This window comes from Gulosibacter sediminis, from assembly GCF_030011715.1.
Lineage (GTDB): Bacteria > Actinomycetota > Actinomycetes > Actinomycetales > Microbacteriaceae > Gulosibacter > Gulosibacter sediminis.
The window spans coordinates 22,591-34,515 of the sequence record NZ_JASCYH010000029.1; the positions used below are offsets into that span (position 1 = coordinate 22,591).

Below are 11,925 nucleotides of genomic sequence, written 5' to 3' on the forward strand. Positions count from 1 at the left end.
ACGTCACGGGGTTACGGCGGTCTACTTGTCGGCGGCGACCTTTCTCGCGAACACTTCGGTGCCGGTGCCACCCGCCGGCGAAATCAGGCCGTGGGCGCGAGCCTCGGCGAGGGCGCCAGTGCGGTCGCTCACCCCGAGCTTGCGGTAGATGCTCTTGAGCTGCGTGCGCACCGTGCCGAAGGTGACGTGCCGGGCCTCCGCGATCTCCTGGTTCTTGAGGCCATGGCTCAGCAGGCGCACGACCTCAATCTCGCTGCGCGACAGCGCCGAGACCGTCTTCCACGAGATGTTCCGCTTGTCGCCGGCCGACTCCTCGAGCACGCGAGCGAGCCCCGAGGGCAGGTCGTCGCGCATCCCGAACAATTCGTCGAAGACGTCCTGCGGAATAAACCGCAGCGCGAAACGCACCAGCCTCGGCGCCTCGAACTCGCCCCAGGCGCTGCAGAGCTCCTGCACACAGCCCTGCGCATCCTCGAGCCGCAGTTGCGAGACCGCGACAAGCACGCGTTGCAGCACCGCGAATCGAGGCAGGCCTTCGAAGCCGGCGTGGCTCGCCTCGCCGAGCGATTCGACGAAGTTGCCGTTCCACTGGGCCCAGAGCATCCGTGTCAGCCGGGCGAATGGGTCGCGCGACTTCGCGATGCGCGCGACGATTTCGGTGCCCTCGTCTTGGCGATTGCGCGACGCGGCGGCCAGCAGCACGGCGAATGAGAGGTAGGTGCTCGGCACGCCCGTGCGCCAGAGTTCGGAGCTGCGTTCGATCGGCTGCAGCACGTCGCGCACCGAGAGCTCGGCCGGCGCGGCGAGCGCGCGCACAAGCAGGATGTGCGCGTCGATCGCCGAGCGCGAGGCGGTGCGGATGCGCAGGGCCTGCAGGGTCTGGAGGAAGTCAATCGCGGCCGCGTCGTCGCCCTCCTCGATGAAGCGCACCGAGACCGAGGCGCCGTACATACCGTCCTGATGCGGGCTGACGCTGCCGGCGAGCGAGCGCATGCCGACCGCATCCTCGAGGTTCGCAACGTCGCGCGTGCGGCCGACGTGCCCCATGTCGCCGGGGTTGCTCAGGCGCACCGCCTCGCGGGCGATGCGGAGCGCGCGGGCGAGGTCGTCGACCTGCATCGCGACCTTGACGAGCAGGGTGTGGTGCTCGGCCAGCCGCGAGCGCGTGCGGGTCGACATCTGGTCGAAGCGGCTGCGCAGGCCGCCGCTGAGTTCGGAGGCGTACTCGAGGTAGCGCAGCACGCGCGGCCGGTCGCCGACGAAGGCCGAGGTGTGCGCGAGCAGCGCGGTGCGCGCGAACTCGCTCTCGACATCCGCCGCCGTGACGGCGCGCAGGGCGTTGAGCGCCTGGTCGAGGGGTTCGCGCAGGTCGCGCTCGGCGAGGCCGCTGCGGATGCGAATGTCGGCCTGCAGCACCGCGAGCGCCGGGTGGATGTTGGCATGCAGCGTCGCGTCGCCGATGACCGCCGCTGTGACCGCGTCGAGCCCCGCGATGAAGTGCTGGTAGTTGTGCGTGACGATGCGGTTGGCCTCGTCGAAGCGCTCGAGCGCGACAAGATAATAGGTCTGCGCGACGATGCCGCCCGAGCGCCGAATGGTCGTGAGGCCCGTCTCGAGCTGCTCGCGCCGCACCTCCTCGGGCACCTCGGCGCCGACCTGCTGCCACGCGGCGTGCTGCCAGACGAGCAACTCGTCGCCGGTGTCGATGTCGTTCTCGACGGTGAAGAACGGGAAGTTGCGGAAGCGAATGAAGATCTCGTCGAGGTCGATGCCGTCGGCGAGTTCGCTGCCGTCGAGGTGCGTGTGCAGCTGCATTGCCGAGAACGCGCGCAGCTCCTTCACCCGCTGCAGGATCTGCCAGGTCTTGCTGAGCTTCGGCAGCGTCACCCCGACTGGTCGGCGAATGAGGTTGAGCGCGTGCACCTCCGGCGAGCTCTCGGCGATGCCCCAACCGAGGCGGTCCTGCTGGTCGAGGTGGGCGCGAAGGCGGCGCGAGATGAGTTCGATCATGCCGCGCAGCCCGTCGGACACCGCGATCGCGAGGGCCTCGTGGTTGCTGCCGGTCGTGAGCTCGACGTATTCGCGCACCTCGGTGCGGGTGAACGCGAGGTCGCGTTCGGTGAGCACGAGGTAGTCGAGGTGGTCGATCAGCTCGGCCCGGGGCACGTCGACGCTCGAAATGACGAGGCGAACCTGCGGGTTCTCGGCAAGCGCGTCGGTGATGACGGGCCAGAGCGCATCGTCGGCCGCGCTGAGCAGCGCGTCGGCAAGGATTACGCGGGGCTGTTCGCCCTGTGGCTGGCGCAGGAGTTCGACGAGCTGGGCGCGGGTGTAGGCCCATTCGGTGGCGACCTCTGGCTGTTCCTGGCGAATGTGCGCGTCGCACTGCTGAATCCAGGTAGTGCGACCCCAGCCGAGAAGGGTCGCCAGCACCGTAAGCTGTGGCAAGGCGTTCCAGATAGGAGCAAAACGTCGACGCACCAACTTGGTGGGTTCAAGCCACGATCGATTTTCAGGCATTCGCAATTCACGTCCCCGGAGGTGTCAGACCAGCGTTGGTCACCTCCTGCATCAGACCCGGAGCACACCGAGCCAACCGTCCTTGTTGAGTTCAAGCGCGAAGGCAAGTTTTCTCGGCTCGCCTACGTGACGAGTTCGTCAGCTGGGTGTTCTTCCCCCGTCGGGCCCTCGTCCAAGCCCATTACCACTATCTCCCCACCCCCTCGCGATATCTATGCATACGACATGTACTTCACCCCCGCCGATCACCCCACCGAAAGGCCTCATTTCACGATGAAGCCGCATATGATCCGAGCGGAACCCCCGATCAGCGCAGTGTTATTAATCGATTTAGTATGCATGTTTTAGTTCTTTATTCAGCACGCGCGCACAAACTAAAGAACGAACGGCGTTCAACGCTCCCGTCGCCGAGTTGTTGACGCCAGTCCAGAAACCACCCGCCGACCCCGGCGCCTACGCCAAGCAATGGAGCGCCAACGTTGTCCGTCCCCTTCTCCGGTCACCCGTCATGAGCATCCGTGACGCCGCGTCGGCGTTCTTCCATGACGGATTCGTCGCCGCAAAGCCCCGCCCCTTCGCAATCGCCACCCAGGGCGCGTTCGCGGTCGTGCTCCTCATCGCCGACATCGCGTACCTGCTCGACGGCGACTCGCACAACAGCGTCGTGTGCACGGCGGCCGGTGCCGTGGTGTTGGTGCTCGCGACCCTGCTCGCGACGTTCGAGTGGAGACTCCCGCAGGCCACCCGCAGCGTGCTCATCATCGCGCTACTCGACTTCGTCGCGCTCGGCCTGAGCCGGTTCGGCGCCCTGCCCGAGGGCGCCGCCCTGTCGCCGCTCGTATTCTTTCCAGCGACCTGGCTCGTGCTGACATACAGGTGGCGCGGCTTGTGGGCCTCACTCGTGCTGGTGATCTGCTCAATCACCATCCCATCGGTGTTCGCGTCGACCTTTGGCTTCGACACGGCGCAGCTCATCGTCGTGGCGGTGCTGCCAATCACCGTGGTGGTGGTCGGCGGCCTGCTGCTCGGCATGGATGCGCGCTTGCTCGCCCTACTCGCCGAACAGTCGCGCCTCACCGAGGAGAGCCAGCATTCGCGGGAGCTGCTGCACCGCACGCTGAACAACATCGACATCGCCGTCAACCTCATCGATGCCGACGGCGAGACGGTGGTACGCAACGAGGCGGGCAACCGGCTCATCAGGGAGTATGCGACGAACAGCGACGGCAGCCTGCGCGCGATCGCGAGCATCGGCGGCTACCTGCCCGACGGCGTGACGCCATACAAACTCAGCCAGAACCCCATCCGCCGGGCCATGCGCGGCGAGACCGTGCGCAACCAGCTCATTCTCGTCGGCGAGCCCAGCGGCCCACAGAAGGCGTTCTCGGTCAGCGCCTACCCGCTCAGCGATGCGGGGCAGCTGGAAGGGCACATCATTGTGGTCGCGGCCGATGTCACCGCCATGAAGCAGCTGCTGCGGCAGCGCGACGAGTTTGTCGCGGGGCTCTCGAGTGAGGTGCGGGCGCCGCTCAATTCGATTCTCGGCTACGTCGACATCACGCAGGACGAGGTCGAGCAGCTGCGCGAGGCCGCCGCGAACTTAACGCGCGACGAACTCACCGAGGCGGTGCACGAGACCCCCGTGCCGGGCTATCTCGACGTGGTGCAGCGCCAGGCCGAGCAGGTGCTCAAGCTCATCGATGACCTCCTGATCGAGCAGCAGGCGCGGCGCGGGGAACTCCATATCTCGCGCCGCGAGTTTGAGCTCGTCGGCTTCTCGCGACGCGTCATGGAGTCGCTGCGCACGGCCGCGGCACTTCGCGGCACGAAGCTGCGGCTGGTCGCGCCCGAGGAGTTGCTCGTCTTCGCCGACAAGCAGCGCATCGCGCAGGTGCTCGATGCGCTGCTCAGCAACGCGATCGCGTACGGCGGCGACAGGGGTCTCGCCGAGGTCGTGCTCGATACGAACCCGACGGGGGTGACCCTGCGTGTCATCGACCATGGGCCCGGCATGCCTCCCGACGAGGTGACGCAGCTGTTCACGCCATTCATCCGGGGCAGCCAGCCAGGTGACGACGCTGAGCGAAGTTCTGGCGTCGGCCTCTCAATCGTCGACCGGATCGTCACGGCACACGGCGGCACGATCCGCGCGACCTCCGAGGTCGGCGTCGGCACGACCATGACGGTCTGGCTGCCGCGAGCGCGGCCAGAGTCGACTAGCTAGCTTTGCCCGCCCACCGCGTACGCGGCCTGTCCGATGTGCTGCGCGGCATCGTCGATGATGCTCACGAGCCGGGCACCTCGGGTGACCGGTGGGGTCCAGTTCGTGTCGATGACGTCGTCAAGATCCGCGTCGCCGAGCGTGCCGAGGTAGGCGAGCAAGGCATCCGTCGTCGCGACGAAGTAGTCGAGTAGCGGCGCGGCGTCGTGCACGACGATGCTGCGCGCCTGCTCGGCGGTATGGCCGTAGCCGCTCGTATCGCCGAGTTCGCCGAGCGCGAGTTGCTCGCGGAACCGCGCCCAGACCTCATCCGTGCCCGCGAGGGGCGCGAGCTGCGCGTCGATCTCGCGGCCGGCGTGCCAGATGAGCCAGGCCGGCGAGTTATCGTGCCCGGCAGGATGCGAGTTGAGCACCTCGTCGGTGAGCTTCGCGCGGAGTACGAGCAGCGCATCGCGAGGTCGGGTGGCGAGGTCACGGAGTACGTCGATACCGTTCATGCGCGCCACCCTACTCCCGGTGCGCACGCGCTCGCTGACCGCCCCAAGCGCAACACCCATGGCTCGTGGGCGATGCGGGCGCGGATTAGCGGCGGCGGAGGCCCTTGAGGAGGCCGCGAATGCCCTTCGACTTCGACTTCGACTTCGGCTCGGCGGCGTCCTTGCGCTCGGCCTCGGCGGCCTGGGCGCGAGCGCGTCGCTGGATCCGCTTCTGGTCGCGCTCGAGGCGCGGCAAATCGAGGCGAATCACTTCGGAGATGCGGTCGGCCCGCTCCCCCGGCTCGTCGACGCCCACGGGCACCTGCGCGAACTCGGAGTCGAGGTTGAACTCGATGTTGCGCGCCACCTCGCGCCACGCGGCCTGCTGCGCGACCGAGACGAGCGTGTTCAGCGTGCCTTCATCGGTCGACCGGCGCCGGAGGTCGGCCGCGACGGTCTCGGCGTTCTCCTTGCGATGCTTGAGATTCGCGATGTCGCCGCGTCGATAGTCGTGCATCCCTGTCGACTTGAAGCCGAGGCTTCGGGCGCGCTTGATCATCTGATCGAGGTACGCCACCTCGTTGTCGCTCTCGTCGGCGAGGTCGGTGAGGATCTGCATCGCCTCGCGCAGGTAGCGCTTGCGCGAGAACTCCCCACCCGAACCGAGGATGTCCATGAGGATGTGGTTCTTCATCTCGAGCCGCGCCGCCGCCTGGGCGATCGTGATGCCTTCCTCGACCGAGGGGCCGCTGCTCGCGAGATCGCCTGCCGCGATCACCTTGTTCTTGCCGGATGCGGTGCTCGCCGGCGCCGACGGCGTTGCCGGTTCGGCAGGCTCGGCCGCTTCGGTTGGCTCAGCGGGCTCTGCGGGCTCTGCGGGCTCGGCTTGCTCGGCGGGCTCGGCGGCTTCGGCGGACTCGGCCACCTCCGCCGAATCGACCTGAGCCGCGGCCTCGGGGGCATCGCCAGCGGCGGGCGATTCCGCCGCATCCGTCGCCGGCGCGGGCGTCTCGACCGGCGCATCCGGGGTGGGCGCTTCGGTGGGCGCGCGACGCGTCAGCCGCTGCGGGTCGTCTGCGGTTGGCTCGGTCATGCGCACCCCCTCCTCAAGTACGAGTCCTAGTGTCCCTGATTTCCGCCCGCTTTGCCGCTTCCCGACGGTCGTCGTCATGCTGCGCTCCTCAGCACCGAGTGCGACAATCGCAGGGTTCCGTACGACGAAGGAGTCAGTCATGGCCGAGAACAAATCGGGTTTCAGCGAAGCCGAACGCGCCGCAATGAAGCAGCGCGCCGAGGAGCTCCGCGCGCAGAAGGGCGTGAAGGGCGCGGCGAAGCGCGAGCGCGAGTATCAGGCCTGCCTCGACGCGATCGACGCGCTGACCGGCGCCGACAAGCAGGTCGCCGAGCGGCTGCACGTCATCGTGAGCGAGGAGGCGCCCGAGCTCGACCCGAAGACCTGGTACGGCTTCCCGTCGTATGCCGACGACGGCGATGTGCTCGTGTTCCTGCAGCCGGCATCGAAGTTCAACACGCGCTACCCCACCATCGGGTTCCAGCAGAACGCCCAGCTCGACGTCGGCAAGTTCTGGCCGACCTCGTACGCGGCGCTCGAGATCGACGACGAGATCGAGCAGCAGCTGCGCGCCCTCATTCGCAAGGCCGTCGGCAAGTAGCCCGCCGCGAGCGTAGCTCGAGCCAAGCAGATGCGCGGCCCGGCACCCAGCGCTACCGGGCGTCGCGCGAGGTCGCGTTTACCGCATCCGAGCGTTCTTGCCCGGTGAGCTGAGCGATCGCAGCCATGATGCGCTCGGTCGCTTCGGTGCGGGCGCGGCCGCCGGGCAACTCGGCGAGGCCACTGAGGTCGAGGGGCGCACCGAAGCGCACCTCGACGCGCCGGCCGCGACCGAAGTGGCGAAAGGCGCGCATCCCCTCGGCCCCGATGATGCCGACCGGCACGACCTGCGCGTGCGTGTCGAGCGCCATCCAGGCGGCGCCGCTGTGGCCCTTGTGCAGGCGGCCATCACGCGAGCGCGTGCCCTCCGGAAACACGCAGAACGCACTGCCGGCCCGCAGGATGCGGCTGCCCGCGTCGAGCGCCGCCCGCGCGTCGCGCCCCGCGGCACGCACGACGGGCACGCCGCCGATCGAGGTGAAGAACCACCGGCCAAGCTTGCCCTTGAGGCCCGAGCCCGTGAACAGGGCCGACTTCGTCAAGAACTGCACGGGCCGCGGCGCCGACACCGGAATCAAGATCGTGTCCCACGCCGACTGATGATTGCTCGCGAGCAACACCGGCCCCTGCTTCGGCACGTTCCGGCGCCCGCGCACCCGCGGCCGATACACAAGCCACAGCAGCGGCCGCAGCACGGCCCGCCCGACGTAGTAGACGATGCCCGGCTTTCGGGCGGGTTCTGGCGCGGCGTCGGTGGTCACTCCTCGAGCGTACGCGCGGCCGAACTCAGCACCCGCACAACACGGACCACGACGACTGAGGTAAGCCTCACATTCCTAGCGATGATCAGGTATTTTTACGATAATTAGGGCATGAACAACGTCCGCGCCGCCCTCAGGTCCTATCCGCTCGTCGCCGCGACCATCGCGGTCGGCATCGTCGGCCTGACGCTGCTCGCGACCCCCGCGAGCAGCGTCGCACCGTCGCTCATCGGCGCCTACGCAATCGGAATCGCCGCGTGGGAGGCCGTCGGCATGGTCCGCGAGCTGCTGCGCGGCCACGCGGGCCTCGACATCCTCGCGGTCACCTCGATCACCGCGGCCGTGCTCGTGGGCGAGGTCTGGGCCGCGCTCATCGTCGTGCTCATGCTCACGGGCGGCGCCGCGCTCGAGGATTACGCCTCAAACCGCTCGAAGCGCGAGCTCACCGCACTACTGCAGCAGGCGCCGCAGACGGCGGTGCGCATCCACCCCGACGGCACCACCGAAGAACTCCCGGTTGACGCCATCAAGATCGACGACGAACTGCTCGTGCGCCCCGGCGCGCTCGTGCCGGTCGACGCCGCCCTGCTCGACGAGCGGGCCGTCTTCGACGAGTCCTCGCTCACCGGCGAGAGCCTGCCCGTCACTCGCGCGGCCCGCGAGCGCGTCTCGAGCGGCGCGGTCAACGGCTCGGTCGCGGTGCGGATGCGCGCGGTCGCCCTCGCGCGCGACAGCGAGTACCAGCAGATCGTGCGACTCGTCGAGGAGGCCTCACAGAGCAAGTCGAAGGTGGTGCGGCTCGCCGACCGCTACGCCGTGCCGTTCACGATCCTCGCGCTCGTCATCGCCGGCATCGCGTGGGCCGTCTCGGGCGACCCGGTGCGCTTCGCCGAGGTGCTCGTCGTCGCGACGCCCTGCCCGCTGCTCATCGCGGCGCCGGTCGCGTTCCTCGGCGGCATGAGCCGCGCCGCGCGCTTCGGCCTCATCGTCAAGGGCGGCGACACCCTCGAGCAGCTCGCCCGCGCGAAGTCCGTCGCCTTCGACAAGACGGGCACGCTCACGACCGGGCGCCCGTCGCTCGAGCGCATCGACGCGGCGCCCGGCTTCAGCGCCGACGACGTGCTGCGCCTCGCGGCATCGGCCGAGGTCTACTCGTCGCACGTGCTCGCGGGCGGCGTCATCGCCGCGGCCACCGAGCGCCGACTCGAGCTCGCGAACATCGCCCAGGCCGAGGAGGTCGCGACCAACGGCGTCGCCGCCACCCTCGCCGCGGATGCGCCGTGGCGCGGCACCGTGCGCGTCGGCAAGCCGGCATGGGTGCGCTCGTTCGCGCCCGCCCTCGAGAACGCGGCCCTCGACTCGGGCGAGCTCGCGATCTACGTCACTCTCGACGACGCGGTCGTCGGCACCCTCGTCATGCGCGATCAGGTGCGCCCCGAAGCGGCCGAGACCGTCGCGCGCCTCGCATCCCTCGGCATCGAGCGCGGGCTCATGGTGACCGGCGACGTCGCTGCCACGGCCGAGCCCATCGCCGCGAGCCTCGGCATCGACGAGGTGCACGCCGAGTGCCGGCCGCGCGACAAGGTCAAGATCGTCGCGGGCGTCACGCCCCGGCCGCTGATCATGGTCGGTGACGGTCTCAACGACGCCCCAGTGCTCGCGGCAGCCGACATCGGCTTCGCGATGGGCGCGCGCGGCGCGACCGCGGCGAGCGAGTCAGCGGATGTGGTGAACCGCTTCGACTCGCTGGCGGGTGTCGCACACGCGGTGCGCATCGGCCAGGACACCGTGCGGATCGCCCTGCAGAGCGTCTGGCTCGGCATCGTCATCAGCGTCGGGCTCATGCTCGTCGCCGCCTTCGGGTTCCTGCCCGCGCTCGCCGGCGCCTGGCTGCAGGAGCTAGTCGACCTCGTCGCAATTCTCGGGGCTCTGCGCGCCATCGGGCCGCGAAGCGAACGCGCAGGCCACTCCGCAAAGCCGCACGCCGCGACGGCAACCATGAGCGCTCCGGCCAACCATGCGCCGTCTACCGCCAATGAACAGCCCGAACGCTAATCCTTCGACCGGCCAACCACGGAAACAAAAAAGCCCCGGGTGTCGAACCCGGGGCATCTGTGGCTCCGACGGGCGTCGATCCCGTGACCTCTCGATTTTCAGTCGAACGCTCTACCAACTGAGCTACAGAGCCAAAGCAGCTTTCGCCGCTGAGAGAAACGCCCTCATCTTTCGACAAGGGCGCCGCTTCTCCGCGACCCTGACGGGACTTGAACCCGCGACCTCCGCCGTGACAGGGCGGCACGCTAACCAACTGCGCTACAGGGCCTCATATTGAATTATTTCAGACGGTTCAACCTAACAGCTTTTTCCCGGTGTCGCCACCGTGACCCCAACGGGATTCGAACCCGTGTTGCCGGCGTGAAAGGCCAGTGTCCTAGGCCACTAGACGATGGGGCCGAAGCTGTATCGGCATGACCGCCGAAGAAAGAGCCTAGTGCACATTCACGCACGAACGCAAATCGCGCTCTCCGAGCCACCACGAGCCTACGCCCGAGCCCCGCGCATCCGGCGAAGCAACACTCGCGCGAATACCCGAAACCCGCAGCCGAACCGCGAAAACACGCGCATGCAGGGTTACAAATTCGTCACATAGCCACTAATGTGGCGGATGTTAACCGTGTGACTTGAGTGATCCTCTGCGACAAATGCCTAGCTATGTGCATGACCACGCCCGCACCTGAACCGATTGCCCGCGCACTTCGCGCAGCAAACGAAAGGCACCAATGTTTTCGTCCAAGACCTCCCGCCGGGCCCCCCGTGCCCGCGCTGGCCGGTCAGGGCTGGTAACCGGCGCGGCCGCACTGCTCATCATCGGCCTCGTTGGCAACGGCGCGATCGCGGCCAACGCCAAGGACCTCGACGACTACGCAACCTGGGACGACGTTGTCGCCGCCCAGGACGACATCGACCAGCAGAACGCGCTGATCGACGAGATCAACGCCCAGATCGACCAACTCAACAGCGATGTCGCCGAGGCTGAGGTCGTCGCAGAAGAGGCGGGCAACGCCTACTCGGCCGCACAGGCCGCGTCGACCGAGCAGTCCGAGAAGGTCTACACGCTGCAGCAGCAGGCCGAGGAGGCCTCCGCCGAGGCCGACAAGGCCGAAACCGAGGCGGCGTCGTACGTCGCTGCCATCGCGAACCGCGTGCCGGTCGACCCGACCGTCGAACTGCTCACAAACCCGAACGACGCCGACGGCTTCCTCATGGGCATGTCAACGCTCTCAAAGCTCGGCACCCAGAACGGCGCCGTCTACGAAAACGCTATCTCGGCCCGCAACAACGCCGACCAGCTCGGCGAGCAGGCGCAGGTCGCTCTCGCGGAGCTCGAAACCCTCGAGGCGCAGGCGCAGTTGGACTACGACGCGGCCGTCGACGCACAGCTCGACCTGCAGAACAAGCGCGACCAGAAGACCGAGAAGGGCTCCGAGCTCGAGGCGATGCTCGCCCCGCTGCAGGAGCACCGCGACGTCGTCGAGGCCGACTACCAAGAGGGCGAGCGCCTGCGCGAAGAAGAGCGCAAGCGCATCGAAGCCGAGCAGAAGAAGGCCGCCGAAGAGGCGGCCGCAGCAGCCGCGGCCGCAGCGGCAGCCGCCGCCGAAGAAGCCGCGGCGGGCTACAACTCCGGCGGTGGAAGCAGCAGCGGCGGCAGCAGCGGTGGCAGCACGAGCACGCCTCCGACCGAGAGCGGCGGCGCCTCCCCGAGCGCGAGCGGCTACGCACCGCCCCTCGGCTACAACGCCTACATCTCGAGCAACTACGGCATGCGCCTGCACCCGGTGTACGGCAACTGGAAGCTCCACAACGGCACCGACTTCGTTGTCTCGGGCGGCACCTGCGGCGCCCCGATCTACGCGGTCACGTCGGGCACGGTCACCTACGCGGCCTGGATGGACGGCTGGGGCAACCGCGTCGACATCCAGATGGACGACGGCAACACCACCGGCAACGCCCACATCATGCCCGGCGGCATCATGGTCTACCCCGGCCAGCGCGTCGCGGCCGGCCAGATCATCGCCTACGCCGGCACCACCGGTCCATCGACCGGCTGCCACCTCCACTTCATGGTGAACAACGGCGCGAGCGACCCGCTGAGCTACCTCGCCTCCCACGGCATCTACTACTAGGCCGAGCGAGGCCGCCGGCCAACACAACGACGAGGGGCGGGCCCCCCCCCGGGGGCGCGCCCCCCCGGGGTGAGCGGGGGGAGCGGGGTGT

At 68.4% G+C, this 11,925-nt stretch carries 8 protein-coding genes and 3 tRNA genes; 4 read left to right on the top strand and 7 right to left on the bottom strand.

Features of this window, described 5'->3' with window-relative positions; genetic code table 11:
- Nucleotides 1-21 precede the first annotated feature (21 nt).
- On the bottom strand, nucleotides 22-2,448 hold the full coding sequence (locus QM019_RS09515; protein WP_282852775.1) for a helix-turn-helix transcriptional regulator: 2,427 nt from the start codon (nucleotides 2,446-2,448) through the stop codon (nucleotides 22-24).
- A gap of 580 nt (nucleotides 2,449-3,028) precedes the next feature.
- On the opposite strand from QM019_RS09515, the gene QM019_RS09520 reads away from it, so the two are divergent.
- Nucleotides 3,029-4,744: a sensor histidine kinase gene (locus QM019_RS09520; RefSeq protein ID WP_282852776.1), complete on the top strand. Its 1,716-nt coding sequence runs from the start codon at nucleotides 3,029-3,031 to the stop codon at nucleotides 4,742-4,744.
- On the opposite strand, the gene QM019_RS09525 is transcribed toward QM019_RS09520, so the two are convergent.
- Nucleotides 4,741-5,238 carry a DinB family protein gene (locus tag QM019_RS09525; protein WP_282852777.1) on the bottom strand — a complete coding sequence of 166 codons (498 nt, stop codon included), beginning with the start codon at nucleotides 5,236-5,238 and terminating at the stop codon, nucleotides 4,741-4,743. The genes QM019_RS09520 and QM019_RS09525 overlap by 4 nt on opposite strands.
- A gap of 85 nt (nucleotides 5,239-5,323) precedes the next feature.
- Nucleotides 5,324-6,310: a hypothetical protein gene (locus QM019_RS09530; protein ID WP_282852778.1), complete on the bottom strand. Its 987-nt coding sequence runs from the start codon at nucleotides 6,308-6,310 to the stop codon at nucleotides 5,324-5,326.
- Between the two features lie 139 nt (nucleotides 6,311-6,449).
- Between QM019_RS09530 and QM019_RS09535 the strand changes: the two genes are divergently transcribed.
- A complete protein-coding gene (locus QM019_RS09535) occupies nucleotides 6,450-6,890 on the top strand; it encodes a hypothetical protein (protein ID WP_282828615.1) in 441 nt (146 codons plus the stop codon).
- 52 nt (nucleotides 6,891-6,942) lie between these two features.
- Here QM019_RS09535 and QM019_RS09540 read toward each other — a convergent pair whose 3' ends face one another.
- Complete coding sequence (locus tag QM019_RS09540) at nucleotides 6,943-7,650, bottom strand: lysophospholipid acyltransferase family protein (protein WP_282852779.1); 708 nt, start codon at nucleotides 7,648-7,650, stop codon at nucleotides 6,943-6,945.
- Between the two features lie 111 nt (nucleotides 7,651-7,761).
- On the opposite strand from QM019_RS09540, the gene QM019_RS09545 reads away from it, so the two are divergent.
- Complete coding sequence (locus QM019_RS09545) at nucleotides 7,762-9,705, top strand: heavy metal translocating P-type ATPase (protein ID WP_282852780.1); 1,944 nt, start codon at nucleotides 7,762-7,764, stop codon at nucleotides 9,703-9,705.
- A 60-nt stretch (nucleotides 9,706-9,765) separates the two neighbouring features.
- Here the strand turns inward: QM019_RS09545 and QM019_RS09550 are convergent.
- From QM019_RS09550 to QM019_RS09560, 3 genes are all read right to left on the bottom strand, one after another.
- Nucleotides 9,766-9,838, bottom strand: a tRNA-Phe gene (locus tag QM019_RS09550).
- Nucleotides 9,839-9,899: 61 nt separating this feature from the next.
- A tRNA-Asp gene (locus tag QM019_RS09555) sits at nucleotides 9,900-9,973 on the bottom strand.
- 58 nt (nucleotides 9,974-10,031) lie between these two features.
- Nucleotides 10,032-10,104 (bottom strand) — tRNA-Glu (locus tag QM019_RS09560).
- A gap of 326 nt (nucleotides 10,105-10,430) precedes the next feature.
- On the opposite strand from QM019_RS09560, the gene QM019_RS09565 reads away from it, so the two are divergent.
- Nucleotides 10,431-11,834 (top strand): M23 family metallopeptidase, encoded by a 1,404-nt coding sequence (locus QM019_RS09565; protein ID WP_282852781.1) that lies wholly within the window; start codon nucleotides 10,431-10,433, stop codon nucleotides 11,832-11,834.
- Nucleotides 11,835-11,925: the final 91 nt, after the last annotated feature.